22 protein-coding genes, 3 CRISPR repeat arrays and 1 other annotated feature are annotated in these 25,233 nt (G+C 71.6%); of the genes, 14 read left to right on the forward strand and 8 right to left on the reverse strand.

Features of this window, described 5'->3' with window-relative positions; genetic code table 11:
* Nucleotides 1-21 precede the first annotated feature (21 nt).
* The 6 genes from casB to SOY78_RS01565 are packed head-to-tail and all read left to right on the forward strand — an operon-like array spanning nucleotide 22 to nucleotide 4,604.
* Entirely contained in the window at nucleotides 22-687 is a 666-nt protein-coding gene (gene casB / locus SOY78_RS01540) for a type I-E CRISPR-associated protein Cse2/CasB (RefSeq protein ID WP_324701681.1), read from the forward strand.
* 45 nt (nucleotides 688-732) lie between these two features.
* Nucleotides 733-1,902 carry a type I-E CRISPR-associated protein Cas7/Cse4/CasC gene (gene cas7e, locus SOY78_RS01545; RefSeq protein WP_101963263.1) on the forward strand — a complete coding sequence of 390 codons (1,170 nt, stop codon included), beginning with the start codon at nucleotides 733-735 and terminating at the stop codon, nucleotides 1,900-1,902.
* Complete coding sequence (cas5e, locus tag SOY78_RS01550) at nucleotides 1,899-2,597, forward strand: type I-E CRISPR-associated protein Cas5/CasD (RefSeq protein ID WP_317676674.1); 699 nt, start codon at nucleotides 1,899-1,901, stop codon at nucleotides 2,595-2,597. The genes cas7e and cas5e overlap by 4 nt, the downstream gene beginning before the upstream one ends.
* Nucleotides 2,594-3,277 carry a type I-E CRISPR-associated protein Cas6/Cse3/CasE gene (gene cas6e, locus SOY78_RS01555; protein WP_317676676.1) on the forward strand — a complete coding sequence of 228 codons (684 nt, stop codon included), beginning with the start codon at nucleotides 2,594-2,596 and terminating at the stop codon, nucleotides 3,275-3,277. The genes cas5e and cas6e overlap by 4 nt, the downstream gene beginning before the upstream one ends.
* A 47-nt stretch (nucleotides 3,278-3,324) precedes the next feature.
* Nucleotides 3,325-4,221: a type I-E CRISPR-associated endonuclease Cas1e gene (cas1e, locus tag SOY78_RS01560; RefSeq protein ID WP_324701682.1), complete on the forward strand. Its 897-nt coding sequence runs from the start codon at nucleotides 3,325-3,327 to the stop codon at nucleotides 4,219-4,221.
* A gap of 59 nt (nucleotides 4,222-4,280) precedes the next feature.
* On the forward strand, nucleotides 4,281-4,604 hold the full coding sequence (locus tag SOY78_RS01565; protein ID WP_324701938.1) for a type I-E CRISPR-associated endoribonuclease Cas2: 324 nt from the start codon (nucleotides 4,281-4,283) through the stop codon (nucleotides 4,602-4,604).
* Between the two features lie 51 nt (nucleotides 4,605-4,655).
* Nucleotides 4,656-5,843: a CRISPR direct-repeat array (repeat unit 28 nt; unit sequence GTGCTCCCCGCGCGAGCGGGGATGAGCC).
* A gap of 60 nt (nucleotides 5,844-5,903) precedes the next feature.
* On the opposite strand, the gene SOY78_RS01570 is transcribed toward SOY78_RS01565, so the two are convergent.
* On the reverse strand, nucleotides 5,904-6,695 hold the full coding sequence (locus tag SOY78_RS01570; RefSeq protein ID WP_324701683.1) for an IS3 family transposase: 792 nt from the start codon (nucleotides 6,693-6,695) through the stop codon (nucleotides 5,904-5,906).
* Nucleotides 6,696-6,824: 129 nt separating this feature from the next.
* Here SOY78_RS01570 and SOY78_RS01575 point away from each other — a divergent pair, with 129 nt between their 5' ends.
* On the forward strand, nucleotides 6,825-8,072 hold the full coding sequence (locus SOY78_RS01575) for an IS256 family transposase (RefSeq protein ID WP_200968712.1): 1,248 nt from the start codon (nucleotides 6,825-6,827) through the stop codon (nucleotides 8,070-8,072).
* A 128-nt stretch (nucleotides 8,073-8,200) separates the two neighbouring features.
* Nucleotides 8,201-8,353, reverse strand: a sequence feature (AL1L pseudoknot).
* Here SOY78_RS01575 and SOY78_RS11760 read toward each other — a convergent pair.
* Nucleotides 8,311-8,631 (reverse strand): transposase, encoded by a 321-nt coding sequence (locus SOY78_RS11760; protein ID WP_020624492.1) that lies wholly within the window; start codon nucleotides 8,629-8,631, stop codon nucleotides 8,311-8,313. (Overlaps the previous feature by 43 nt.)
* Nucleotides 8,632-8,716: 85 nt before the next feature.
* A CRISPR array of direct repeats spans nucleotides 8,717-9,782; the repeat unit is 28 nt; unit sequence GTGCTCCCCGCGCGAGCGGGGATGAGCC.
* A gap of 215 nt (nucleotides 9,783-9,997) precedes the next feature.
* On the opposite strand from SOY78_RS11760, the gene SOY78_RS01585 reads away from it, so the two are divergent.
* Nucleotides 9,998-11,521, forward strand: coding sequence for an IS21-like element ISMlu14 family transposase (locus SOY78_RS01585; protein WP_324701464.1), 1,524 nt, complete (start codon nucleotides 9,998-10,000; stop codon nucleotides 11,519-11,521).
* Nucleotides 11,518-12,303 carry an IS21-like element helper ATPase IstB gene (istB, locus tag SOY78_RS01590; RefSeq protein ID WP_010078636.1) on the forward strand — a complete coding sequence of 262 codons (786 nt, stop codon included), beginning with the start codon at nucleotides 11,518-11,520 and terminating at the stop codon, nucleotides 12,301-12,303. Before SOY78_RS01585 ends, istB begins: the two co-directional genes overlap by 4 nt.
* Nucleotides 12,304-12,467: 164 nt before the next feature.
* A CRISPR array of direct repeats spans nucleotides 12,468-12,741; the repeat unit is 30 nt; unit sequence GTGCTCCCCGCGCGAGCGGGGATGAGCCCG.
* Between the two features lie 140 nt (nucleotides 12,742-12,881).
* Here the strand turns inward: istB and SOY78_RS01595 are convergent.
* Nucleotides 12,882-14,225, reverse strand: a complete 1,344-nt coding sequence (locus SOY78_RS01595) for an IS256-like element ISMlu11 family transposase (protein ID WP_324701919.1) — start codon at nucleotides 14,223-14,225, stop codon at nucleotides 12,882-12,884.
* A gap of 244 nt (nucleotides 14,226-14,469) precedes the next feature.
* Between SOY78_RS01595 and SOY78_RS01600 the strand changes: the two genes are divergently transcribed.
* Complete coding sequence (locus SOY78_RS01600; protein ID WP_010078639.1) at nucleotides 14,470-15,696, forward strand: IS110 family transposase; 1,227 nt, start codon at nucleotides 14,470-14,472, stop codon at nucleotides 15,694-15,696.
* Nucleotides 15,697-15,882: 186 nt separating this feature from the next.
* Here SOY78_RS01600 and SOY78_RS01605 read toward each other — a convergent pair whose 3' ends face one another.
* The 5 genes from SOY78_RS01605 to SOY78_RS01625 are packed head-to-tail and all read right to left on the reverse strand — an operon-like array spanning nucleotide 15,883 to nucleotide 21,009.
* Nucleotides 15,883-16,938 carry a siderophore-interacting protein gene (locus SOY78_RS01605; RefSeq protein WP_063189394.1) on the reverse strand — a complete coding sequence of 352 codons (1,056 nt, stop codon included), beginning with the start codon at nucleotides 16,936-16,938 and terminating at the stop codon, nucleotides 15,883-15,885.
* Complete coding sequence (locus tag SOY78_RS01610) at nucleotides 16,935-17,804, reverse strand: ABC transporter ATP-binding protein (RefSeq protein ID WP_063189396.1); 870 nt, start codon at nucleotides 17,802-17,804, stop codon at nucleotides 16,935-16,937. Before SOY78_RS01610 ends, SOY78_RS01605 begins: the two co-directional genes overlap by 4 nt.
* The gene (locus SOY78_RS01615; protein ID WP_063189398.1) at nucleotides 17,801-18,871 is read right to left on the reverse strand and encodes a FecCD family ABC transporter permease; all 1,071 of its coding nucleotides are present in this window, start codon (nucleotides 18,869-18,871) and stop codon (nucleotides 17,801-17,803) included. The genes SOY78_RS01610 and SOY78_RS01615 overlap by 4 nt, the downstream gene beginning before the upstream one ends.
* On the reverse strand, nucleotides 18,868-19,923 hold the full coding sequence (locus SOY78_RS01620; protein WP_063189400.1) for a FecCD family ABC transporter permease: 1,056 nt from the start codon (nucleotides 19,921-19,923) through the stop codon (nucleotides 18,868-18,870). Before SOY78_RS01620 ends, SOY78_RS01615 begins: the two co-directional genes overlap by 4 nt.
* Nucleotides 19,924-19,932: 9 nt before the next feature.
* Nucleotides 19,933-21,009 carry an ABC transporter substrate-binding protein gene (locus SOY78_RS01625; RefSeq protein ID WP_036314491.1) on the reverse strand — a complete coding sequence of 359 codons (1,077 nt, stop codon included), beginning with the start codon at nucleotides 21,007-21,009 and terminating at the stop codon, nucleotides 19,933-19,935.
* A gap of 202 nt (nucleotides 21,010-21,211) precedes the next feature.
* Between SOY78_RS01625 and SOY78_RS01630 the strand changes: the two genes are divergently transcribed.
* From SOY78_RS01630 to SOY78_RS01645, 4 genes are all read left to right on the forward strand, one after another.
* Complete coding sequence (locus SOY78_RS01630) at nucleotides 21,212-21,955, forward strand: ubiquinone/menaquinone biosynthesis methyltransferase (protein WP_324701684.1); 744 nt, start codon at nucleotides 21,212-21,214, stop codon at nucleotides 21,953-21,955.
* 334 nt (nucleotides 21,956-22,289) lie between these two features.
* Nucleotides 22,290-23,018 (forward strand): response regulator transcription factor, encoded by a 729-nt coding sequence (locus SOY78_RS01635; protein WP_036314541.1) that lies wholly within the window; start codon nucleotides 22,290-22,292, stop codon nucleotides 23,016-23,018.
* Between the two features lie 94 nt (nucleotides 23,019-23,112).
* Nucleotides 23,113-24,831 (forward strand): sensor histidine kinase, encoded by a 1,719-nt coding sequence (locus SOY78_RS01640; protein WP_324701685.1) that lies wholly within the window; start codon nucleotides 23,113-23,115, stop codon nucleotides 24,829-24,831.
* Nucleotides 24,828-25,214 (forward strand): WGxxGxxG family protein, encoded by a 387-nt coding sequence (locus tag SOY78_RS01645; protein WP_145951456.1) that lies wholly within the window; start codon nucleotides 24,828-24,830, stop codon nucleotides 25,212-25,214. The genes SOY78_RS01640 and SOY78_RS01645 overlap by 4 nt, the downstream gene beginning before the upstream one ends.
* Nucleotides 25,215-25,233 lie beyond the last annotated feature (19 nt).

Here is a 25,233-nt window from a genome sequence, read left to right on the forward strand (position 1 = left end):
CCAGGATTCAAGGAGGACCCCATGACCACCCCCGCGACACCAGGCCGAGAGGCGGACCCTGTGCTGGCCTCCCGTGAGACGGAAGAACCGACGCTGTACAAAGCCGTCGCCTCCGCTGCCTACCGGCTGCAGCGCAACATCCTGAGCGGGGACTCCCATGCGCAGGCCGGTGCGAGGGCCATCCTGAGCCTGCTCAGACGGGCGGTCGCCCAGGAACCGGGAGACAACCCGCTGGTCTGGAACGCGGTCGCCCAGGACATTCTGGGCGAACTTCCGTCGCGTGATGTCGGGCGTGGAGACGCGCCCTCGCCTGCGGAATGGGCCGCCTTCGTGGCGATCACGCTCTTCGCCTCCCATCAGCAGTCCCAGCGGGCCCCGATGCATGTCCAGGGAGTCAGCGTCGGCTCCGCTGTCGCCCGACTCCGCCGAGCGACCGACGGCGGGTCGATCAAAGCACGTCTCGATGCAGTGATGGTCGCATCGACACCCCGCGCTCTGCGCTATCACCTGCGTTCTTTGGTTTCACTGCTGGGCGCCCATGGGGTCCCGCTGGACTACGGGCGGCTGGCGGAAGACCTGCGGCGGCTGCGCCACCCAGAGCATCGCAGGGGTGTGGTGCTGCGGTGGGGGCGTGACTACGCCGCCGGTCTGAGCAGGGCCCCCGGCACCGAGACCACAGACAACTGACCCCCCATCCCCTTCTTCCCTCACGACCAGCCCCTGGAGGACATCATGAGCCTGTACATCGACATCCACGCCTTGCAGACCCTGCCGCCGAACAACATCAACCGGGACGACACCGGTGCCCCGAAGACCGCCGTCTTCGGGGGTGTGCCTCGGCAACGCGTCTCCTCGCAGGCGTGGAAGCGTGCGATCCGAAAGGACTTCGCAGAGCTGCTGCGGCCAGACGAACTCGGCGTCCGCACCAAGCGTGTGGTGGAGAAGATCGCCCGACGAGTTCTCGCTCTGCAGGGGACCCCGGACGCCGACATCCATGACGAGGCCCAGCGGGAAGCACTGGCCGAGGCTGCGGGACGGGTGGAGGCCCTCCTGAAGGCTGCAGGCTTCAAGCCGGAGAAGAAGACCAAGGGCAGGGCGGCAGCCGCCGAGGAAGAGCAGCTTGAAGCGCTGTTCGCCGAGGTGGGGTATCTGATGTTCCTGAGTGACAAGCAGATCACCGCCGCGGCTGAGGCCATCGTGGCCACCCCGGAGGGGCCGTGGTCGAAGAAGGCGGCAGCGGCTCTCCTTGACGACGCGCATTCGGTGGACATCGCCATGTTCGGGCGGATGATCGCCGATGCGGCCGACTTCAACGTGGACGCCTCGGTTCAGGTGGCCCATGCCATCGGTGTGAGCGCATCCGAACCGGAGTTCGACTACTTCACGGCCGTCGATGACGCCCGGGAGGATGTTGAGGAGGCAGGGGCCGGCATGATCGGCACCGTCACCTTCACCTCGTCGACCCTCTATCGCTACGCCAACGTGAACATGGAAGCGTTGGCATCGAACCTCGGTTCAGAGGAGGCCGCCTTGCGTGCGGCACAGGCGTTCGTGACCTCGTTCATCCGTTCCATGCCCACGGGCAAGCAGAACACCTTCGCCAACACCACCCTGCCCGACCTTGTGGTCGTTGCCCTGCGCGAAGATCGGCCTGTCTCTTGGGTCAACGCCTTCGAGGAGCCGGTGCCGAACGAGGTGGAAGGGGGCCGCCGTCGTGAGGCCGCAGCCCGCCTGGCCGCTGAGGCGGCCGCACTCGACGGCATGTACGCGTCGCCCGCTCGCCGGACGTGGGTGATCGCGCCGCCGAGCCTCGTCGACACAGTGGAGACCCTGGGCCCCGTGGTGAATCGTCAGAGCATGCTCACGGAGCTCGAAGCGGAGCTGAGCGAGGCGATGGCGTGACGACGCTGCTTTTGAAGTTGAAGGCTCCGTCACAGGCGTGGGGGTCGTCCAGCCGATACCAGCGTCGAGAGACGCATCTGGTTCCGACGAAGTCCGGGGTAGTGGGCCTGCTGGCAGCCTCAGAGGGCCGGCGTCGGACTGACCCTGTCGAGGACCTCGCCGGACTGGAATTCGGAGTGCGGGTGGACCAGCCGGGAACGTTGCTCCGCGATTACCAGACGGCGACCGACTGGGAGAAACGATCATCCGCGCGACTGAGCGAACGCTATTACCTCCAGGACGCATGCTTCGTCGCCGCCATCAGTGGGCCGGTGGAACTCATCGAGTCACTTGAAGGTGCCCTCGCGGCGCCCTCCTATCCGCTGTATCTGGGGCGTCGCGCATGTCCCGCTGGCCCAGACCTGGTACTGGGGGTGAGTGATCTCGAGGTCGAGGAGGCCTTGCGGAGTGTTGCCTGGCAGGCATCCGGCTGGTACCGGAAGACCCGGGGGACTCAGGTGCCCCTGTCGATCTATCGGGATGCCCGCCCAGGTGAACCGGTCGAAGAGCGAGTGCAGGACCTCCCCCTCAGCTTCGACCCGGCCCGCCGGGAGTACGGTTGGCGGTCGGTGCACATGCCGGAGCCGCACGTCGTGGCGAACATGGAGGGGCGGGACCGGGTGGACCCCTTCTGGGAGGCGGTGGTGGGCGCGTGAGCGTGCTGTCGAGGATGTCGATCAATGGGGCCACACGTGGTGGGCGGCGTCTGCTGGGAGACCGGCAGGCCATGCACGCGGCCGTGATGGCCGGCTTCTCCCCTGAGGCGCACGATGACATGGACGGTCGAGTGCTATGGCGCGTGGATCGCGATGGACACCGGCACACCCTCTACGTCACCAGCCCCGTGGAGCCAGACCTCACACATCTCGTCGAACAGGCTGGATGGGCGGGACAGACATGGCAGTCTGCGGACTACGGCCCGTTCTTGGGACGTCTCGCGCGGGGCCAGCACTGGGCGTTTCGCCTGGCAGCCAATCCTGTGAAGGCCAAGGCGCAGGCAGACGGACGCCGCAGCCGCCTGCTCCCTCACGTCACGCCGGAACAACAGATGGCGTGGTTGGAAGCCCGCGCTCCCGGTTGGGGCTTCACGGTCCCCCGAGCTGGAGAAGGTGGCCTGGCGGCGCTGACAGTGACCCGGCGCCGGGATGAACGTTTCGGCCGTGGCCGAGAGGGCGCAGAGAAGCCTCGCCATCGGGTGACGTTGCGGGTGGTGCAGTTCGACGGAGTCCTGACGGTCGAGGACGCCGACCGTCTGCGGCAGTCGTTGCAGGACGGCATGGGACGGGCCAAGGGATACGGGTGCGGTCTCATGACGCTGCGGCCGGTGGCGAGCTGAGTATGAGTCCGGCCCGCCCACGTATGGAGGCTCGTGAACTGACACGGGTGACGGACCGCCTCTCTTTTGTGTATCTCGAACGGGCGACCATCCACCGTGACGGGAACGCAATCACGGCGACGGACCAGGACGGGGTGCTCCACATCCCCTCTGCTGCTCTGGGCTGCCTTCTGCTCGGGCCGGGCACCCGGGTCACGCACGCCGCGATGTCTCTGCTGGGGGATTCCGGTGCGTCCGTCGTGTGGGTCGGGGAGAACGGCGTGCGCTACTACGCGCACGGCCGTGGCCTGGCACGTTCAACGAGGCTGCTGATGCGTCAGGCGGAGTTGGTCGCCACCACCCGTTCGCGCCTTGCCGTGGCGCGTCGAATGTACGCGATGCGCTTCCCCGGAGAGGACGTTTCGTCGATGACGATGCAACAACTGCGGGGGCGCGAAGGTGCGCGGGTCAGACAAACCTATCGGCGGATGGCGGAGCGTTTCGACGTGGAGTGGACCCGTCGAGACTACGACCCTGAGAGCTTCGATGATGGCGACGTCGCGAACCGTGCCCTCACGGTGGCCAACACGGCCCTCTATGGCGTGGTGCATGCCGTCGTGGTGGCGCTCGGCTGCTCTGCCGGACTCGGGTTTGTGCACACCGGCAATGACAGGTCATTCGTGTACGACATCGCCGATCTGTACAAGGCAGACGTCGCGATACCAGCGGCATTCGAGGTGGCGGCGACCGCGGGCGCCGATGTGGAGACGGACGTCCGGCGGGCTGTTCGAGATGCGGTTGTCCGGCTGAGGCTTATGGAACGGATCGCCCGGGATGTTACGGAACTGCTCCTCGGTGAGGACGTCTTGATGGAGGGTTGGGAGCAGGATGAAGTGCTCTCGCTATGGAGCGGCCGAGGGGGCCAGGTTGTCCCGGGCGGCGTGAGCTATGGGGACGAATTGTGATGGTGCTCGTTCTGACAGCTGCCCCGGCAGGGCTGCGAGGCGAGCTGACTCGGTGGCTGATGGAAGTCGATGCGGGCGTTTTCGTGGGGAACCCCTCTGCCCGCATCCGGGAGGAGCTCTGGAAGAAGACCAGAGAATCAATCAAAGAAGGTCGTGCGTTGTTGATCTACTCGGCGGCCACGGAGCAACGGCTCCGCGTTGAGACGCACCGCCACCACTGGCGTCCAGTTGACGTGGAGGGCCTCACCTTGATGAGACGTCCACTGCCGGACGGCCCGCCCTCCATGGAGGCCCAGAGACGGACTGGATGGAGTGTTGCCCGTCGAGGGCAGCGTGCGTTGCGACCGTCGTGGCGACGAGATCAACACCGCGAAAGTGAATGATTCGTCTGGGCTGATGAGTCAGTAGGCTAGTGGTTGGGCCAATTCTCAAGTGTGCTCCCCGCGCGAGCGGGGATGAGCCCGGCACATGGTTCGGTTGGGGCCCCTCGGGCGAGTGCTCCCCGCGCGAGCGGGGATGAGCCCTCTCGCGGCACGGGCGATAAGCCTGTGGGTGGGTGCTCCCCGCGCGAGCGGGGATGAGCCGTCGGGGGAACCGTCGTTGCACACGTCCACGGGGTGCTCCCCGCGCGAGCGGGGATGAGCCGCATCGCCGCCACCTGCGCCGGCCTCGCGGGCGGTGCTCCCCGCGCGAGCGGGGATGAGCCCGTGGCGACCGGCCTGGCCGGGACCAGCGGGGCGTGCTCCCCGCGCGAGCGGGGATGAGCCCGTGTGGAGCCCGGAGATCCACGCCTCGCAGGGGTGCTCCCCGCGCGAGCGGGGATGAGCCGCCACACCAGTCACCGGGTCAGTCACCGGACCGGTGCTCCCCGCGCGAGCGGGGATGAGCCGTGGTCCCGTCCCCCCTCTGCGCTGTTGGGTGGGTGCTCCCCGCGCGAGCGGGGATGAGCCGCCGCCACCCGTGGCGAACTGACGCCAAATCGTGTGCTCCCCGCGCGAGCGGGGATGAGCCCTACGACTGGGCGGTGTGGGTCGATGGGTCGCCGTGCTCCCCGCGCGAGCGGGGATGAGCCCAGGTCATCCAGGGCGGTGAAGTCGCCATCAGCGTGCTCCCCGCGCGAGCGGGGATGAGCCGCCGGTCCCGCTCGAGAACGCTCCCGCCCCAGGGGTGCTCCCCGCGCGAGCGGGGATGAGCCGGCCTCAAGTCCGCCGGCGGCGGGCTCGGTGACGTGCTCCCCGCGCGAGCGGGGATGAGCCCACGAGGCCCGTCCAGGTCCACCGTGCGTCGCCGTGCTCCCCGCGCGAGCGGGGATGAGCCCTGGGAGACGATCTCCGCGTGGCTGGGGTCGGCGTGCTCCCCGCGCGAGCGGGGATGAGCCCTCGTAGCCGTCCGGGGTGACGATGCCCAGCGGGTGCTCCCCGCGCGAGCGGGGATGAGCCCTCTCGTGGCACGGGTGATGACCCGTCCGGGCCGTGCTCCCCGCGCGAGCGGGGATGAGCCCGGCGGTGCCGCTCAGGGCGGTTGGTTGTGGATGTGCTCCCCGCGCGAGCGGGGATGAGCCGCCGCACGCCTCATCCGTGCAGCACTCGACAGCGTGCTCCCCGCGCGAGCGGGGATGAGCCCTCGACGGGCGTGCGTATCGGGCGCGTGTTTGAATCGCCCCGGGTTTCGTGGAGGCTCGGTTATCTGGAACCGGCTCCGAGGGGAACCTGTTCTCCAACGTAGCTGACGGGCTTGTGGGATGCCCAGTGGGCGGCCTCGAACTCGGCGGGCGGGACGTGTCCGATCTCGCCGTGCAGGCGCCGGTGGTTGTACCAGTCGACGTATTCGGCGACCGCGATCTCGACGTCGCGGACCGACGCCCACCCGCCCTTGGGGCGCATGACCGGGTTGCGGATGCACTCGGCCTTGAACAGCGAGTTCAGCGCCTCGGCCATCGCGTTGTCGTAGCTGTCGCCGACCGTTCCGATGGACGCGACCGCGTCGGCTTCGGCGAGTCGCTCGGTGTAGCGAATCGCACGGTATTGGACTCCGGCATCGCTGTGATGGATCAGCCCGGTGATGTCCTGACCCGCTCTGCGGCGCTCCCAGAGGCCCATCTCGAGCGCGTCGAGGGCGAGATCGGTGCGCAGCGACGTGGACACCTGCCAGCCGACGACACGGCGGGAGAACACGTCCAGGACGAACGCGGCATAGGTCCACCCGGCGTGGGTGCGGATGTAGGTCAGGTCCGCAACCCAGAGCTGGTTCGGTGCCGTCGCGGTGAACGCGCGCTTCACGAGGTCGGCGGGCCGATCGGTCTCCGCGCCGTCCCCGAAGGTGGTCTTGCGGGTCTTGTCGCGCCGGATGCCCTGGATGCCCGCGGCGCGCATCAGCCGCTCGACCGTGCAACGGGCGACCTCGACGCCCTCCCGGTTCAGGGCCGCGTGGATCTTCCGGGCGCCGTAGACGCCAAGGTTCGCCTTGTGGACCACCCGGATGAGTTGAGTCCCGCATAGTGGTGTAGCGCCCGGTGGTCGGGCACGTCGTCTCAGACGTGGACGCGGCCACCGTGTGATCCTTCGAGTGAACCTCTCACAGCACCCTCGAATGGAGTCATCACGATGACCGCTCCTCATATTCTCGACCCTGCCGGCCTGCTGAGCGAAGCCCTGTCCGAAGCGTCCCCGGACATGATGCGCCACTTGCTGCAGACCATGATCAACACCCTGCTCTCCGCCGATGCCGACGCGGTGGTCGGCGCCGAATGGGGCAAGCCCACCCCGACACGGTCCGCCCAGCGCAACGGGTACCGGCACCGGGACCTGGACACCCGGGTCGGCACGGTCGATGTAGCCATCCCGAAGCTGCGCTCTGGGACGTACTTCCCGGAGTGGCTGCTGGAACGCCGAAAGAGAGCGGAGTCGGCGCTGATCACCGTGGTGGCGGACTGCTACTTGGCCGGGGTGAGTACCCGGCGGATGGACAAGCTGGTCAAGACCCTGGGGATCAATGCCCTCTCCAAGTCCCAGGTCTCCAGGATGGCCGCGGACCTGGATGAACACGTGGAGTCCTTCCGCCACCGGCCCCTGGATGAGGCCGGTCCGTTCACGTTCGTGGCCGCGGACGCGCTGACGATGAAGGTCCGCGAGGGCGGGCGGGTGGTCAACGCGGTGGTGCTGCTGGCTACCGGGGTCAACGGTGACGGCCACCGCGAGGTCCTGGGGATGCGCGTGGCGACCAGTGAGACCGGTGCGGCGTGGAACGAGTTCTTCGCGGACCTCGTGGCCCGGGGCCTGGCCGGGGTCCGCCTGGTCACCAGTGACGCCCATGCCGGGCTCAAGGACGCCATCGCCGCCAACCTGCCCGGCGCCACCTGGCAGCGGTGCCGGACCCACTACGCGGCGAACCTGATGGGCATCACCCCGAAGTCCATGTGGCCGGCGGTGAAGGCCATGCTCCACTCGGTCTACGACCAGCCCGACGCCACGGCGGTGAACGCGCAGTTCGATCGGCTGCTGGACTACGTAAGCGAGAAGCTCCCGGCGGTGGCCGAGCACCTCGGTGATGCCCGGGCGGACATCCTGGCCTTCACGACGTTCCCGAAGGACGTCTGGACGCAGATCTGGTCGAACAACCCGGCCGAGCGGCTCAACCGGGAGATCCGCCGCCGCACCGACGCGGTGGGCATCTTCCCCAACCGGGCAGCCATCGTCAGGCTGGTCGGGGCGGTGCTGGCCGAGCAGACCGACGAATGGGCCGAAGGGCGCCGCTACCTCGGCCTCGAGGTCCTCGCCCGCTGCCGCCTCACCCCCGTCGAGGACACCGGAAGCGAGGTGGACACCGACACTGCCCTCGAGCTCAGCGCCTGACAACCCCAACGAAGGATCCAACCGCTACACCACCACAAGGGGCTTGACCCCCGGATGTCCTTGGTCAGTTCCGCGTCCCTGACCGCCCGCGCGGACGGCGGACGCGCCTTGGCGGCGTAGTAGGTGCTCGGGGCGATCTGAACGTCCGCGTCACGCAGGACCTGGCAGATCGGCTCGACCCCGAACCGGTCGCGGTGCTCGTCGATGTACTCGACGAGCATCGCAGTCGGCACCTCGGCTACTTCAGCTTGCGGTCGAGCTCCGCCGCGGCGAAAAACGCCGACGCGGTCTTCAAGATCTCATTCGCTCGCCGCAGCTCCCGCACCTCGGCCTCAAGCGCCTTGATCCGCTGCGCCTCCGCGGTCGTCACCCCGGGCGCCTGCCCGGCGTCGATCTCGGCCTGCTTCACCCAGCCCCGCAGCGTCTCCGGGTTGATCCCGAGTTGCTCGCCGATACGCTGCAGCGCACCGGCCCTCCGTGCGCGGTCCTGCCTCGCCTCGACCGCGAGCCGCGTCGCGCGCTCACGCAACTCATCCGGGTACTTCTTCGGTGCTGCCATGACTCTCATCCTCCGTGAGTTGAGAGCCCCCACCGAACCCGGGGCGCTTCACCCCGACTGTCTGCCCGGTAGCGCCCACGCGGGTGTGCTCCCCGCGCGAGCGGGGATGAGCCCTGGAAGTCGGACGTGTGCGGGTACTGGACCTCGTGCTCCCCGCGCGAGCGGGGATGAGCCCGAGCGCCCGCCCATGTCCGGCGGGACCGCCGGGTGCTCCCCGCGCGAGCGGGGATGAGCCCAAGAAGGAGGCCTGACCGTGGCCGAGAACAACGTGCTCCCCGCGCGAGCGGGGATGAGCCGCCGACCGGCTGCCACTCACCGTGCATGATGATGTGCTCCCCGCGCGAGCGGGGATGAGCCCCCGCAGGCGGAGGCGCAGGCTAGGTGGAATGAGTGCTCCCCGCGCGAGCGGGGATGAGCCCGATCAGGTAATCCGCCGCCGTCGCAACGGCCCGTGCTCCCCGCGCGAGCGGGGATGAGCCCGGTGAGTGATACGGTCCGCGTCACCGTAGAACGTGCTCCCCGCGCGAGCGGGGATGAGCCCAGCTCGACACCCTCGCCCGCGTCCTCCACGCCGTGCTCCCCGCGCGAGCGGGGATGAGCCCGGAGCACACGATGAACAGCCCCACCCCGAAGAGTGCTCCCCGCGCGAGCGGGGATGAGCCCACGGGGAAGAAGCGGGCGTCCACGGTCTGGCCGTGCTCCCCGCGCGAGCGGGGATGAGCCCATCGGCAAGGTCCGGGGCCTCCAGTTCGGGCAGTGCTCCCCGCGCGAGCGGGGATGAGCCCCCCCGTGGCGGACACCTCGAACACGCCGCCACGGTGCTCCCCGCGCGAGCGGGGATGAGCCCGCGCGGGAGTCGAGAAGCCGGTTCGGGTCCGCGTGCTCCCCGCGCGAGCGGGGATGAGCCCGAGGTCGCCTTCCAGATGACCGACAAGATCAAGTGCTCCCCGCGCGAGCGGGGATGAGCCCGCGCGGGAGTCGAGAAGCCGGTTCGGGTCCGCGTGCTCCCCGCGCGAGCGGGGATGAGCCCGGAAAGGACCGGCATCATGCCCGTCACCCTGGGTGCTCCCCGCGCGAGCGGGGATGAGCCTGCGTCCGAGGATTCCGGTACGTGGAGTGGCATGTGCTCCCCGCGCGAGCGGGGATGAGCCCGTGTAAGCGGCCATGAAAAGCTGCCCATAGGTGGCCAGGGAATGACCCGCTGACGGCCATGAGGACTGCCCAGTGATGGCCACGGGAACTGCCCGGTGCTGGCCATCTGGTTTGCCCGCGTTGCTCGTTGCCCGCCGCGTCGTGCGCCGGCGGGGGCCTCCTCCCCGGGTTGGATATCGGTGTCGAATCGAATCCAGCGAGGAAGAGGCCCTGAATGAAGGATGCCGCAGAAACCATGAAAATACTCAGTGCCTATGACCTGACCAAGTCATTGCGGGGCGCCGCCGAGCTGGCCGGTTGCTCCCATCACACCGTGGCCCGGCTGGTGCGGGCCCGCGACGCCGGCCAGACCCCTGGATCCGGAGCCAGCCGCCCGAAGGTCACCGATGTCTGGCTGCCCAAGATCGAGGAATGGGTCGAGGCCTCCACGGGCAGGATCCGCGCCGATGTCGTGCACGCCAAGCTCACCGCAATGGGCTACACCGGCTCTGAGCGCTCCACCCGGCGGGCGGTGGCCGAGGTGAAGGCCGCCTGGCGGGCCGGGAAGCGCCGGGTGCACCGGCCCTGGATCACCGAGCCGGGCGCATGGCTGCAGTACGACTTCGGCGATGGGCCGGCGATCGACGGGGCCAAGACGGTGCTGTTCGTGGCCTGGCTGGCCTGGTCCCGCTACCGGATCGTCATCGCCCTGCGTGATAGGACGGCTCCGAGTGTGTTCGCCGCCCTGGACCGGTGCTTCCGGCTGATCGGGGGCGCGCCGACCTATGTGCTGACGGATAACGAGAAGACAGTGACGGTCTCTCATGTGGCCGGGGTGCCGGTGCGTAACCAGGCCACCGTGGCGTTCGCTCGGCATTACGGCGTGGAGGTGCTGACCTGCCAGCCAGCGGATCCGGCCGCCAAGGGCGGGGTGGAGAACGCGGTGAAGCTGGCCAAGGCCGACCTGGTCCCGAAGGACACCAACCTGCGGGACCAGTACGCCTCGTTCGCTGAGCTCGAGGCCGCCTGCGCGGGGTTCATGGCCATGGTGAACTCCCGGGAGCACCGGGTGACCCGGCGCCGCCCGGACCACATGCTCGCCGAGGAGACCAGCGCGTTGCATCGGATCCCCGCCACGGCGCACACCGTGGCCTACGGGGTGGGACGGAAGGTGCCGGAGAACACGCCGATGGTCTCCTTCGAAAACGCCCAGTACTCGGTGCCCGCGCACCTGCTCGGGGCCGAGGTGTTCGTGCGCCATCACGGCACCGGACCGGACTCGATGGTGGTGATCATGCACGCCGGTGCGCAGGGGCCGGTGGAGGTCGCCCGGCACCGGGTGGCCCGGCCCGGGTCCCCGGCCATCGACGACGCGCACTTCCCCGGCCACGAGACGGACAAGGTGCCCGGGGACTACACCCCGGTGCCCCGTTCGGCGGCGGAGGCCGAGTTCCTGGGCATCGGGGCCGGAGCGAGGACCTGGCTGGTGGAGGCCGCCGCGGCCGGCACCAGCCGGATCGGTCAGAAGATGGCCGAGGCCGTCACCCTGGCCAAGCTCGCCGGCACCGACCAGGTCGACCGCGCCCTCGGGGTGGCCGCGGTGCACCAGCGCTTCGCCCACGGCGACCTGGCCTCCCTGCTCACCGCCGCCGGCCACCGCACCGGGATGCACACCGCCACCGAGGAACGGTCCCTGACCCAGGGCACCGCCGGCTGGGCCGGCCTCGGTACCTCCAACACCGAGGGGGCAGCCCGGTGAGCATCCACACCCCGAACACCGCCGCACCGGCGCTGCCGGCCGATTTGGAGGCGCTGTTGCGGCAGCTGAAGATGCCCCACGCCCGCGGTATCGCCGCCGAGGTACTGGCCACCGCCCGGGCCCAACGCTGGGAGCCGGCCGAGGTCCTCAAGGCCCTGCTGGTCGAGGAGACCACCGGTCGGGCCCGATCCATGCTCGCCGCCCGGCGCAAGGCCGCCGGGTTCCCCACCGGCAAGACCTTCACAACCTGGGATCCGGGCGCCTCCTCGATCCCGGCCCCGACCCAGCAGTCCCTGCGCACCCTGGAATGGCTCTCGCGCAGAGAGAACCTCGTGGTCTGCGGGCCCTCCGGCACCGGCAAGACCTTCTTCCTCGAGGCCCTGGGCCAGCAGGCCGTGGAGGAGGGCAAGCGGGTGGCCTGGTTCACCCTGGAGGACCTCGGGGCGATGATCCGGGCCCACCGGCCCGATGACACCATCACCAAAGCCGTCGCCCGAATCCTGCGCGCCGACCTGATCGTCATCGACGACATCGGCCTGCTGCCGGTCGCCGACGATGCCGCCGAGGGCCTCTACCGCATCGTGGACGCCGCCTACGAGAAACGCTCCGTAGCGATCAGCTCGAACCTGCACCCGGCCGGCTTCGACGAGCTGATGCCCAAGACTCTGGCCACCGCCACCGTGGACCGGCTCCTGCACCACGCCCACGTCTGCCAGACCACCGGAGACTCCGTACGGATGACCCAGGCAATGGCCGGGAAGGGAGTCATGCCACTGAACTGATCCCATCACGGTGGCCAGCACCACCACCCAAACGGGCAAACCAGCTGGCCACCAGTGGGCAGTTCTGATGGCCACCAGCGGGAAGAAACACTGGCCGCCTATGGGCAGAACTCAATGGCCCTTGACAAGCCCGCCAGGGCACCGGCACCCATAGCGGCCAGCGAGTGCTCCCCGCGCGAGCGGGGATGAGCCCTCGGGTGAGAGCGCGTCCCAGGCCCGCACCCAGTGCTCCCCGCGCGAGCGGGGATGAGCCCGGGAAGTTCCCGGTCGCGGTCGCGGTCAGGGTGTGCTCCCCGCGCGAGCGGGGATGAGCCCGCCCGCCCGTGCATCTTCTACTCGGAGGCGGCGTGCTCCCCGCGCGAGCGGGGATGAGGCCCAGCGGGGGCACCGGAACCGTCGTGGCAGCCAGTGCTCCCCGCGCGAGCGGGGATGAGCCCACCGCCAGGATGGCCTTCGCCGCCGCAGGGGAGTGCTCCCGTTACCTTCTTCGTGGCTCCTGGATCCGGCAGGATCAGGGAGTGCTGACCGGCCGGTCCTGGGCATGAGGGCGTGTCAACTTGTCTGTGTAAGCGGGGTGGTCACAGGTAGGGGTTGATCCGGTCGGGGTAGGCCGCGGCGAGCTGGGCGAGGGCCTGCTTCCAGTTCGTGACGGCCTGACCTTCGACGAGCCGGCCCTGGGCTTTGCGCTGGCCGGCGGGTTTGCCCCGGTCCCGAGCGCGTTCGGCGGCGCGTTTGTCTTCGATGTTGCAGATCGCCAGCCAGAGCAGCTTCACCGCCGCCTCGGTCGAGGGGAAGTGGCCGCGGTTCTTGGTCACCTTCCGTAGCTGGAAGTTCAGCGACTCGATGCTGTTGGTCGTGTAGATGACCTTGCGGAGCATGGGTGGGAACTGCAGGAACGGGATGAACCGCTCCCAGGAGTTCGCCCAGGTCGCGGCTGCAGACGGGTACTTCGTGCCGAGCTCGGAGGCCTCGAACTCGGCCAGCGCCTTCCTCGCGGTCTCTTCGTTGGGGGCGGTGTAGATCGGCTTCAGCGCGGCGGCGACCTTCTTGCGGTCCTGGTAGGCCACGAACCGCATCGCGGCCCGGATCAGGTGAACCACGCAGGTCTGGACCATCGAGTCCGGCCACGTCGCCTCGATCGCCTCCGGCAGGCCCTTGAGCCCGTCGCAGCACACGATCAGCACGTCCTGCACGCCCCGGTTGGCGAGATCGGCGCAGACGTGGGCCCAGAACGCCGAGCCCTCGGTGTCCTGGACCCAGATCCCCAGCACGTGCTTGATGCCCTCGAGGTCCACGCCGACGGCGATGTAGGCGGCACGGTTGAGGACCTGGCTGTTCTCTCGGATCTTGATCCGGATTGCGTCGAGATAGATCACCGGATAGAACTCCTCCAGCGGCCGCGACTGCCACGCCAGGACCTCTTCGCTCACGGCGTCGGTGATGTTGGAGATCGTCTCGTGCGACAGGTCCGTGCCGATCGTGGAGGCCAGGTGGTGCTGGATGTCCCGGATCGTCATTCCGCCGGCATAGAGGCTGATGATCATGTCATCCAGGCCCCCGAGGCGCCGCTGGCCCTTGGGCACCAGGCGCGGGGTGAACAACCCGCCCCGGTCTCGCGGGACGTCCAGCTCGATCGGCCCGACCTCGGACTCCACGGTCTTCGGGGTGGTCCCGTTGCGGGAGTTGGCGTGCTTCAGCGCCTCGCTCGAGCCCTTCTCGTAGCCCAGATGGCTGGTCAGCTCGGCCTGCAGGCCCCGCTCGAGCGCGGCCTTGACCAGCGCGGGCACGAACCCGCCGTCACCGGTGAGCTCGACGCCGCCCGCGTCGATCTGCGCGAACAGGGCATCAAGCTGCCCTGAGGCTTTCAGCTGCTCGACCAGGTCCTGGCCCGAGGGCTCGCCTGGGTTCTTCTCGTCGATCATGGTCATGATTCTTACCGTTCCTCTCGGTACGGCTTACACAGACCATCTGACACGCCCGGGCATGATCGTTTGCCCCCAGTCATCCATGATCCGGGGGGTGTTGTCACCCAGGACCGGTCCGGTGGTCACGGATCGCTGATAGAGGCAGGACCCGGCTGACAAGGGCCTTCGTAACGTGGATGCCGAGCGTGATCACCTCCCGGCCGGCCAGCACACGCCACCGGCGCACCAGAAGGGAACGATCATGACAGCACAGCAGCACCCGGCCGTGTTCATCGGCCTTGACGTCGGCAAGGCCGAGCACCACGCCGTGGCCCTCACCGCGGCCGGGAAAAAGGTCTATGACAAGGCCCTGCCCAACGACGAGACCCGCCTACGCGGCATCCTCGACGAGCTCGCCCGCGCCCACGGGCCCGCGCTGCTCGTCGTCGATCAACCGGCCACGATCGGCGCCCTGCCCGTGGCCGTGGCCCAGGCCTGCGACGGCGTTGAGGTGGCGTACCTGCCCGGGCTGGCGATGCGACGGATCGCTGACCTGCACCCCGGCTCGGCCAAGACCGACGCCAAGGACGCGGCGATCATCGCTGAAGCAGCCCGCACGATGCCCCATACGCTGCGCTCCATCCGAGTCGATGAGGAACAGATCGCCGAGCTGGCCATGCTCGCCGGGTTCGATGACGACCTCGCCGCGCAGATCACCGCGACCTCGAACCGGCTGCGCGGACTCCTCACCCAGATCCACCCCGCGCTCGAGCGCGTGCTCGGGCCCAGGATCACCCACCCCGCCGTGGCAGACCTTCTCGGCCGCTACCCCACCCCGGCACAGCTCAGAACGGCTGGGCCGGGGCATGTGCGGGCCAGGCTGCGCAAGCACGCCCCACGCCTGGCCGCTTCTCTCACGGAACAGATCTTCCAAGCCCTGGACGAGCAGTCCGTGGTCGTGGCCGGCACGCAGGCCGCGGCCACCGTGGTCCCGATCCTGGCAGAACAGCTCGCCGGCCTGACCCGTCAGCGGGCCGGCCTGGCCTCCCAGGTGGAGGCTGCAGTGGAGGCCCACCCTCTTCACCCGGTCCTGATCTCGATGCCCGGAGTAGGGATCAGGACCGCCGCACGCATCCTCACTGAAGTTGTGGGCAAGGACTTCGTCGATGCCGGGCATCTGGCCTCCTACGCCGGGATCGCCCCGGTCACCCGACGCTCCGGGACCTCGATCCGCGGAGAGCACGTAGCCCGGGGCGGGAACAAGCGACTGAAGCGGGCCCTGTTCCTCTCAGCGTTCGCTTCGCTGTCACACCCGCCTTCCAGGGCGTACTACGACCGCAAACGAGCCCAGGGCAAACGCCACAACCAGGCGCTGATCGCGCTGGCCCGGCGCCGCACGGACGTGCTCTACGCGATGCTCCGCGATGGCACCCTGTATCAAGATCCGACCGCCCCGCCAGCACCATCATCAGTCGCTCTCGCGGCTTGACGAAAACCATAGAGGCACCCCCCCGCGAGCAGGGATGAGCCCGTGGTGCCATCCTTCACGAGACGGCAGGACACGTGCTCCCCGCGCGAGCGGGAATGAGCCCGGCCTGTTGACCGGTGCCGGCGCCAGCCGCCACGGCCTGGATGGCGCGCTCCCACGAGCGGCGCGCGACCGCCACCCCACTCCTCAGCTCTCCGCCTGGCCCTCCCGCCAGTAGCCCATGAAGGAGACGTGCTTCTTCGGCACGCCGCCGGGGCCCACGCTGAGCCGGCGCAGGGCGCGCACCATCGCGGACTCCCCGGCGAGGAACACGTAGGCCTCGGGCCGTTCGTCGGCCTCGAGGGCGGCGACGGTCCACTCGCGCTCGACGGAGGCCGCGGGCGGCGCGACCGGCCCGCCGGCGTCGTCGGGGTCCACGCCCAGCAGGGCGGCGAGGCGGGCGTGCGCCCAGGACCCCGACGGCGCCCCCGGCGCCCGGCGGCCCACGTGCAGGCGCACGCGGCCCCGGTCCGCCAGCTCCGTCACGGCCCGCCAGTCCCACGGCTCGGGGACGGCTAGGCGCTCGGCGATGAGGTCGGCGGCCTGACCGTCGTGGGGCAGCTCGAGCACGAGGTCCGCCTCGCCGTCGAACCCGCCGAACGGGTCCGCGAGCTCCTCCGCCACGGACACCAGGGCGGGGACGGCGGTCTCGTCGCCCACGGCCAGCACACGGCGCGCCCTCGTCTGCCGCCACCCGGACCACGCCGGCGCCTCCGCCGAGGGCACCAGCACGTTCACCGCGTCCCCCGCCTGGACGGCGCGCGCCCAGCGCAGGCCCGGCCCCTGATGCGGGTCGGCGGGGTCGTCCGGGTCGCCGTGCAGCACCACGTCCACGGTCAGCGAGGGCACCTGCCGCCCGTCGAGCCGCACGAGCCCGGCCGAGCGCACCGTGTACGTGCGCATCCAACCGCGCTCCTCCTCGGGGATGGCCAGGAACCCGGCGCGGAACCCGGCGGACAGGTCCGGGTCCGCCGACGTCCCGCCCGGCGGGGGGATCAGCAGCTTCACATAGGAGTCCCGGCGCGGCCGCGCGCCCCGGTACAGGGCGTGCAGGTCGGCGACGCCGGGCGGCAGCAGTCCCAGCAGGTCCCCGCTGGCGGCCTCCAGGTCCGGGCCCGCCAGCACGATCCGCCGGAACCCGCGGCACGGCTGCTCCACGGACACCACGCGCGTGTGCGCCACGATCATGCCGTCGGCGCTCATCGGCGGTCCCCGGCCCCGCGCGGCAGCACCACGGGGTGGCCCAGCAGCGGGTCGGCCACCACGTCCGCGTCCAGGCCGAACACCTCGGCCAGCACCTCCGGCACGATCACCTCGCCCGGCGTGCCCTGCGCCACGACCCGGCCCGCGGCCATCGCCACGATGTGGTCCGCGCTGCGCGCCGCCAGGTTCAGCTCGTGCAGCACCGCGACGACGGTCGCCCGGCCCCCGCCGCGCGGGTCCGGGAGGGCGCGCACCAGGTCGAGCACCTCCACCTGATGGCTGAGGTCGAGGTAGCTCGTGGGCTCGTCGAGGAGCACCACCGGGGTCTGCTGGGCGAGCACGAGGGCGAGCCACGCCCGCTGCCGCTGCCCGCCGGAGAGCGTGCCGGCCTCACGCTCGGCGAGCTCCACGAGGCCGGTGCGCTCGAGCGCCGAGGCGATCGCGGCGTCGTCGCCGGCGGCCCGGCCGCCCAGGAGCCCGCGGTGCGGGTGACGGCCGCGCGCCACGAGCTGCGCCACCGTCATGCCCTCGGGCGCCACGGGATGCTGGGGCAGCAGCGCCACGGTGCGGGCGTAGTCGCGCGCGGACACGCGGGCGGCGTCCCGGCCGAGCACCTCGATGCTCCCGGCGCGCGGGGCGAGCTGGCGGGTCAGGCCGCGCAGCAGCGTGGACTTGCCGCAGCCGTTGGCGCCGATGATCGCGGTGACGCGCCCGGCGGGCACGTCCAGGTCGAGGTCCTCGACGATCGGCGGTGCCGAGGCCGGGCCGTAGCCGAGCGTCAGGCCGCGCAGGCGGATCGCGACGTCGTCGGCGGCCCCGGCGCGCGGTGCGGCGGGGGACGGGACGGTGAGCGGGGGAGCGGTCATGCGGGGCGCACGCCTCCTGGGGTCCGGCCCTGGCGCAGCAGCAGCCAGAGCATGAGCGGGGCGCCGGCGGCGCCGGTGAGCACACCGGTGGGCAGGGCGGCGCCGGTGAGCAGGGGGACGGCCTCGCCGGCCACAAGGTCCGCGAGGAGCACGAGCGCGGCGCCCGTGAGCGCCGCCGCGGGCAGGGAGGGCAGGCCGCGGGTGAGCCCGCGCGCCACCGGGGTGGCCAGCAGCGCGACGAACGCCAGCGGCCCGACGACGGCGGTCGCCGCGGCGGCCAGCACCGCGCCGAGCCCCAGCGCCGCGGCCGAGGTGGGGCGCGGCCGGGCGCCGAGGGCGTGCGCGAGGTCCGGGCCGACGTCGGCGGGGGCCAGCCGCGCGTGGAGCACCCCCGCCAGCGGCAGGGCGACCACGAGCACGCCCGCGAGCAGCGCGATGCGGCCCCACGTGACGCCGTTGAGCGAGCCGGCGATCCAGACGGTGGCCGACTGCAGGTCGTGCTGGGCCAGCGAGAGCATGGCCCCGGCCACCACGGCCTGGCCCGCCGCCGCCACCGCGATGCCGGCCACCACGAACCGTTCGCCGCCCACCGAGCGGGCCGTGGCGAACACGGCGGCCACCGCCGCGAGGCCGCCGATCAGTGCCGTGGCGGCGCGCGTCAGGTCCGATGCGCCGCCGGTCTGCCCGGCGGTCGCCAGCATCCCCAGCACGACCGCCGCCGCGGCGCCCTGGGTGACGCCCAGGATGTCCGGCGAGGCCAGGGGGTTGCGCAGCGTGCGCCGGTAGAGCGCGCCGGCCGCGCCCAGGGCGGCGCCGGTGAGCACTGCGGCCACGGCGCGGGGCAGCTTCTCCTCCAGCACGATGAAGCTCGCTCCCGGGATCGTCTCCCCGCCCAGGATCCGCACGAGGTCCGGGACGGTCACCTGGTACGTGCCCCACACCACGCGCAGCAGGGCGAGGACCAGCACGGCCACGGCGAGGCCCGCGCAGGCCCCTCCGAGGCGGCGCCGGTCGGCGCGGCGCAGGCGGGCGACGACGTCGTCCGGGGCGGTGCGCTGGACGCTCATGCGGCCACCCCCGGGCGGCGCAGCAGCGCCAGCAGCACGGGCACGCCGAGCAGGACGGTGGTCACCCCGAGGTGGATCTCCCCGGGCGCCACGACGAGCCGCCCGGCGAGGTCCGCGAGGATCACGAGGACGGCGCCCCACAGGGCGCAGCCGACCATCAGGGCCCGCGTGCTCGGCGGTCGCAGACGGCGCAGCGCGTGGGGCACGAGCAGCCCCACGAACCCGACCGGCCCGGCCAGCGCCACCGCCGCGGCCGTGAGCAGCACGACCGCGCCCAGCAGCACCGCGCGCACCCGCTCCGGGCGCCCGCCCAGGCCGTGCGCGAGGTCGTCGCCGAGGGCGAGGGCGTCGAGCCCGGGGGCCACGGCGACGGCGGCGAGCAGCCCGACGGCGATCACGGGCGCCAGGGCGAGCGCCTCGCCGAGGTCGGCGCGGGCCACCGTGCCCACGGCCCAGAAGCGCAGTCGGTCCTGGACCGTGGGGGAGAGCACGAGCAGCGCCGTGGTGCCGGCGGTGGCGCCGGCGGTGATCGCGGCGCCGGCCAGCACGAGCGCCATGGGGGAGGGGGCGCCGGGCGTCCGGCCCCTCCGCGTGGCGGCCGCCGCCACCGCGTAGCCGAGCGCCGCCGCGACCAGCGTCCCGACGGCGGCCAGCGCCAGCACCCCGAACGTGGAGCCGGCGACGCCGAGCGCCATGCCCGCCGCCACGGCCAGCCCCGCGCCGGCGGAGAGCCCGAGCAGCCCCGGGTCACCGAGCGGGTTGCGGGTGGCCCCCTGCAGGGCCGCGCCGGCCACGGCCAGCGCCGCCCCCACCAGCGCCCCCGTCACCACGCGGGGCACGCGGGAGGCCACGGCCGCCGCCTCGATGCCCTCCGGCACGGGGTGTCCGGTGAGGACCGCGCCCAGGGTGTCGAGCGCCGTCGTCGCCGGCACGGTGCGCGCGCCGAGGGCGACGCCGGCCACGAGCGCCGCCAGCAGCAGCACCGCGGGCAGGGCGCCCATCAGCACACCCGCGCGGGCGCGGGCCGGGGAGGCCAGGGCCGTGGACGGCATGGGGAGGGATCAGCCCTGCGCGGTCTTCGCGGCCTCGGCGATCGGCGGGACAACCTTCTCGAGCGCGAACGGGATGGACAGCGGAGAGATCGCGGAGACGGAGAGGACCTCCTGCTCGTCCGTCTGCAGGACGAGGGCGCCGGCCTTCACCGCGGGGATCGAGCCCAGCAGGGGGTCGGACTCGATGGCCTCGCGGACCGAGTCCTGGGCGGCCCAGGAGACGAACACGTCCGACTCCAGCTCGTCCGCGCGCTCGGGCGACCACGTGAAGAAGAACGCCTGGTCCTCCGGGGAGTTCTCCGTCACCACCGGCGCCTGCTCCATGCCGAGCAGCTCGAGGAACTTCGGGCGGTTGTCCACGTCCGTGTAGATGCTGATCTGGTCCGCGGCGGCGGGGTCGATGGTGCCGTAGACGAAGGACGCGCCCTGGAGGCCCGCGTGCTTCTCGCCGGCGTCCTTGATCTGCTGCTCGAGGTCCGCGATGAGCTCCTCCGCCTCCTGCTCCTTGCCGAGCACGCGGCCGATGACCTCCGTGGACTGCTGCCACGAGGTGCCGTAGGCGGGGACGTCCTTCGGGTAGGCCACGGTGGGGGCGATCTTCGAGAGGCGGTCGTAGTCCTCCTGCGTGATGCCGGAGTAGACGGCGAGGATGACGTCCGGCTTCACGGCGGCGATCGCCTCGGCGTCGATGCCGGAGGCCTCGGACCACTGCACGGGCTTCTGGGCGCCCTCGGTCTCGGCGAGCTTCGCGTCGAACCAGTCGGTGGACTTCTCCGCGTTCCCGCCGAACTCCACGGCGGCCACGCCCACCGGCACCACCCCGAGGGCGAGGGCCACGTCCTGGTTCACCCAGGACACGGTGGCCACGCGGGCCGGGCGCTGCGGGATCTCGGTGGTGCCGTAGACGTGCTCGATGCTGCGCGGGAACGCGGCGTCCCCGCCCGCGGCGTCTGACGACGACGCACCGGCCGACGAGGACGAGGCCGAGCCTCCGGCCGGGCCGGTGGAGCACGCGGCGAGCAGGAGGGTGAGCCCGACTCCCCCGCTGGCGAGGAGGGAGCGGCGGGACAGGGGGGACGGTGCCATGGTGGTGGCCTTTCACGGTCGCGACGCGCGGGCGCCGGGCGGAGGGGGTCGGGTCTGCGGTCGGAGGATGCGTCGGCCCTGCCGGGCCGGTATTAGCAAACACCGACGTGAGGTAACTCTGGAAGATTAGGGCAACCTAACTCCCCTGTGCAATCCCGGTGAGGGGCGTCGTCGGGGGAGGTGGGCGGGATACGGTGGCCTGGTGAGCCAGAACCCCCTCCCCGCCCCGCGCGGCGACGCGCAGCGCGGCGCCGCCGACCACCACGACCGGGTCTCCGCGATGTTCGACGCCATCGCCGGCCGCTACAACCTGATGAACGCCGTCATGACATGGGGTCAGGAGCCGCGCCTGGTGCGCCGCACGGTGGCGCGGGCCAACATCCCCGCGCAGGCCCGCGTGCTCGACCTGGCCACCGGCACCGGGGACCTCGCGTTCGAGGTGCTCAAGCAGCACCCCGACGCGCAGGTGGTGGGCGCCGACATCGCCGCCGAGATGATGGAGGTCGGCCGTGCCCGCGCGGGCGGGGACCGCATCGAGTGGGTCGTCGCGGACGCCACGGACCTGCCGTTCGAGGCCGGCTCGTTCGACGCCGTGACCCACGGCTACCTGCTGCGCAACGTCGCGGACATCCCGGCGACCCTCGCCGAGCAGTTCCGTGTGCTGCGCCCGGGCGGCTGGGTCGCGGCCCTCGAGACGTCGCCGGCGCCGGACAACGTGCTCAAGCCCTTCTCCTCCTTCTACATCCACCGGGTGATGCCACAGCTGGCGAAGCTGATCGCCGACCGGCCGGAGGCCTACGCGTACCTGTCCTCCTCGACGAAGGCGTTCCACACGCCGGACGAGGTCGCGGACCTCTTCGCCGAGGCCGGCTTCGTGAACATCGGGCACGAGACCCACATGTTCGGCACCCTGGCCACGCACTGGGCCATGAAGCCGGTCGACTGACGCGGGCCACGCGGCGCGGCGTCAGCACAGGGCGGCCCCGGTGGCGCCGCCGGATGCGTCAGGGCTGTGACGAGTCACGCTGATGTCCGCAATCCGAGAAGACTCTGGGCCGACCCGGCTGATCCGCGTAGCATGGGGCTCCGTCGAGGGGGGATCCGCGCACCCCCCGGCCTCCGGTCGCCGCCCGTCCGCCATCCCCCGGAACGGCGTCGCCCCTCCGTCGCGAGGCGCTCGTCCCCCGCAGCCCGCGACGTCCGCGTGGGCACCGTGAACCGTCTCTTGAACGTAGAGGAACCTTGTGAGCCCCATCCAGAGCACCACCGGCCCGTCATCCATGGCGGAGCTGAAGAAGGTCCTGCCCGAGCTCTCGCACCCGGACGGCGCGCCGGTGCGGGTGCTCGTCGTGGACGACGAGCCGATGATCGCCGACCTGCTCTCCATGGGCTTCACCCTCTGCGGCTGGGAGGTGATCGTGGCCCACGACGGCGCGACCGCCGCCGAGCTGGGCACCGCCGGCCGTCCGGACCTGGCGATCCTGGACGTCATGCTGCCGGACATGGACGGCCTGGACGTCCTGGATCGCCTGCGCGCCCACTGGTCGGAGATGCCCGCCATGTTCCTCACCGCCAAGGACGCGACCGAGGACCGCGTGGCGGGCCTGGCCGCCGGCAGCGACGACTACGTGACCAAGCCCTTCTCCATGGAGGAGGTGCTCATCCGCGCGCACCGGCTCGTGCAGCGCTCCGGCGTGGTCTCGGGCGGCTCCGAGGTGCTCGTGGTCGGCGACCTGGTGATGAACACCCGCACCCACGAGGTGACCCGCGGCGGCGACGAGATCGAGCTGACGGCCACGCAGTACAACCTGCTGAAGTTCCTCATGGCCAACGTCCGCACGGTGCTCTCCAAGGAGCGCATCCTGCAGGACGTCTGGGGCTACGACTTCGGCGGCCGCGCGAACATCGTCGAGCTGTACATCTCCTACCTGCGGAAGAAGATCGACGCGGACCGGGATCCCATGATCCACACCATCCGCGGCGCCGGGTATGTCATCCGGCCTGCCTGAGACCGCCGCGGTCCCGTCGGGGCACGGCAGCACCCGCCGCAGGCGGCCCACGTCGCTGGCCCGACGCATCGGCGCCGGCGTCCTTCTGATCCTGATGGCCACCATCCTGGCCTACTCGTTCTACGCGGCCGGCATCACGAAGGCCCTGCTGACCGAATCCGCCTCCCGGGACGCCTCCGAAGCATGGATCCGCGCCTCGGAGCAGCTGACGGCCCCCTCGCCGGGCGGAGGGGGCGACGGCGGCCCGGGGCAGGGGGACCTCCGCGTGCCGGGCACCCTCGGCCAGCCCGAGGGCACGGTGGTCGCGCTCGTCCCGCTCTCCGGTCTGGAGGAGCATCAGCAGGACGCCCTCATCGGGCACCGGGTCGGTGACGCCGGGGAGTCCGTGCCGCTCACGGCGCGGGAGGCCCACGACCTTCTGCACGCCCTCCGGGACCGGCCGGGCGGGCCGATGCTGGACGCCGTCGTCGGCGACGTCTCCTATCGCGTCCAGGCCCAGACCCTGACCGCGCCGGGCCCCTGGGTGGCCGCGGACCAGGTGCTCGTGGTGGGGGCGCCGACGGGCGCCATGTCCGACGTCACACGGCAGGCGCTGCTCGCGGTCGCCGTCGGACTGTCCGTCACCGTCCTCACCACCGCGATCCTGGTGACCCTGTGGCTGCGTCGGGGACTGGCCCCGCTGCGCGAGGTCGCCGCCGTCGCCGAGCGGGTCGCCCAGGTGGACATGGCCCGCGCCGGGCTCGATCCGGAGGACTCACGCATGCCGCCTCGGCTCCTGCAGGGGCCGGACGAGGTGGCCGTCGTCGCCCAGGCGCTCGACCGGTTCACCGGCTCGGTCGAGGCGGCCCTGGAGCAGCGCCGCGTGCAGGAGCAGCAGATGCGCCGGTTCATGGCGGACGCCTCCCACGAGCTGCGCACGCCGCTCGCCTCGGTGCGCGGCTACGCCGAGATGATCGCGATGACGGAGGAGCTCTCCGCGACCGGCCGGCGGTCGCTCGACCGGGTGCTGTTCCAGGCCGACCGGATGGCCGCCCTCGTGGACGACATGCTCCTGCTCGAACGGCTCGAGTCCGTCTCGCGCGGCCGGGCCATGGGCCTGAAGCCCTCCGGGGAGGTGGCGCTGGCCGAACAGGTGGACCTGTCCGAGGTGGTCCTCGAGGGCGTGATGGACGCCCGCGCGGCGTGGCCGGACCACACATGGGTGGTGGACCTGCCCGAGGGGGCGGAGCCGGGCACCCAGCGGTCCGTCACCGGCGACCGGTCGCAGCTGGCCCGCGTGGTCGGCAACCTGCTCTCCAACGCGGCCAAGCACACCCCCGTCGGGACCACCGTCACGGCCTCCGTGCGGGAGGACCGGCCCCGGCCCGGCCTCATGCTCGTCAGCGTCCACGACGACGGCGGCGGCATCCCGGCCGACCGACACGCCACCCTCTTCCACCGCTTCGTCCGCGGCCCCGGGAAGGGCCGGACGAGCGCCTCGGGCACGGAGCCGTCCACGGGTCTGGGTCTGGCCATCGTGCGCTCGATCGCGCGCAGCCATGGCGGGGACGTGACCGTGGCGTCCGAGGGCGGGTGGACGCGTTTCGACGTCGTCGTGCCCTGCACCCCGGGGCGCGCCGGGCCGGGGGCTGCGGGCTCCTGCTGCGGCTCCGCCCGGGCCGGCCCTGACCCCGGGACGGCAACCGTTGACGTATCCCCACCCCCCCTGTGCGTACGGTGCCTGTGTATGACCGAAAGGGTCGTCCGGGACTTCCGGCCGATCCACCCCGACGCCGGTCGGCGCAGGCCGCCGGTGAGAGGAGCACGATCATGACTGACATCCGCCGCACCGCCACCGCCCTGACCCTCGGCGCCGCCGTCGTCACCGGCCTCGGTGCCCCCGCCGCCGTCGCGCAGACCACGGCCCCGGCCACCGAGACCGCCACCACGGCACCGGCCTCCGAGTCGCCCGCCCCCCAGGAGGAGGAGAAGGACGACAACGGCAACTGGGGCCTGTGGGGCCTGGCCGGCCTGCTGGGCCTGGCGGGCCTGGCCGGTCGCCGCAAGCGTGAGGTGCACGCCGAGCCCGTGCGCCGCGACCACCACGTGGCCGGCGCGCACCGTGACCACGACGTGCACCGCGTGGACGACCGCGCCGGCGACGTGCGCACCGAGGGCGACGCCACCCGCCGCCCGGGCACCGGCGACGGCCGCTGACCCGACCCCGGCCGCCCCG

Origin of the sequence: Micrococcus sp. HOU01, assembly GCF_035609305.1 — a bacterium.
Lineage (GTDB): Bacteria > Actinomycetota > Actinomycetes > Actinomycetales > Micrococcaceae > Micrococcus > Micrococcus luteus.

What these genes read in the sequence shown, in the direction of transcription:
- SOY78_RS01575 (WP_200968712.1), top strand. Translation starts at nt 6,825, where the DNA reads ATGACCGCTCCTCATATTCTCGACCCTGCCGGCCTGCTGAGCGAAGCC.
- SOY78_RS01605 (WP_063189394.1), bottom strand. Translation starts at nt 16,938, where the DNA reads ATGAGCGCCGACGGCATGATCGTGGCGCACACGCGCGTGGTGTCCGTG.
- casB (WP_324701681.1), top strand. Translation starts at nt 22, where the DNA reads ATGACCACCCCCGCGACACCAGGCCGAGAGGCGGACCCTGTGCTGGCC.
- cas7e (WP_101963263.1), top strand. Translation starts at nt 733, where the DNA reads ATGAGCCTGTACATCGACATCCACGCCTTGCAGACCCTGCCGCCGAAC.
- SOY78_RS01610 (WP_063189396.1), bottom strand. Translation starts at nt 17,804, where the DNA reads ATGACCGCTCCCCCGCTCACCGTCCCGTCCCCCGCCGCACCGCGCGCC.
- SOY78_RS01625 (WP_036314491.1), bottom strand. Translation starts at nt 21,009, where the DNA reads ATGGCACCGTCCCCCCTGTCCCGCCGCTCCCTCCTCGCCAGCGGGGGA.
- SOY78_RS01585 (WP_324701464.1), top strand. Translation starts at nt 9,998, where the DNA reads ATGAAGGATGCCGCAGAAACCATGAAAATACTCAGTGCCTATGACCTG.
- SOY78_RS01635 (WP_036314541.1), top strand. Translation starts at nt 22,290, where the DNA reads ATGGCGGAGCTGAAGAAGGTCCTGCCCGAGCTCTCGCACCCGGACGGC.
- SOY78_RS01645 (WP_145951456.1), top strand. Translation starts at nt 24,828, where the DNA reads ATGACTGACATCCGCCGCACCGCCACCGCCCTGACCCTCGGCGCCGCC.
- SOY78_RS01595 (WP_324701919.1), bottom strand. Translation starts at nt 14,225, where the DNA reads ATGATCGACGAGAAGAACCCAGGCGAGCCCTCGGGCCAGGACCTGGTC.
- SOY78_RS01565 (WP_324701938.1), top strand. Translation starts at nt 4,281, where the DNA reads ATGGAAGTCGATGCGGGCGTTTTCGTGGGGAACCCCTCTGCCCGCATC.
- SOY78_RS01600 (WP_010078639.1), top strand. Translation starts at nt 14,470, where the DNA reads ATGACAGCACAGCAGCACCCGGCCGTGTTCATCGGCCTTGACGTCGGC.
- SOY78_RS01615 (WP_063189398.1), bottom strand. Translation starts at nt 18,871, where the DNA reads ATGAGCGTCCAGCGCACCGCCCCGGACGACGTCGTCGCCCGCCTGCGC.
- SOY78_RS11760 (WP_020624492.1), bottom strand. Translation starts at nt 8,631, where the DNA reads ATGGCAGCACCGAAGAAGTACCCGGATGAGTTGCGTGAGCGCGCGACG.
- SOY78_RS01620 (WP_063189400.1), bottom strand. Translation starts at nt 19,923, where the DNA reads ATGCCGTCCACGGCCCTGGCCTCCCCGGCCCGCGCCCGCGCGGGTGTG.
- SOY78_RS01640 (WP_324701685.1), top strand. Translation starts at nt 23,113, where the DNA reads ATGGCCACCATCCTGGCCTACTCGTTCTACGCGGCCGGCATCACGAAG.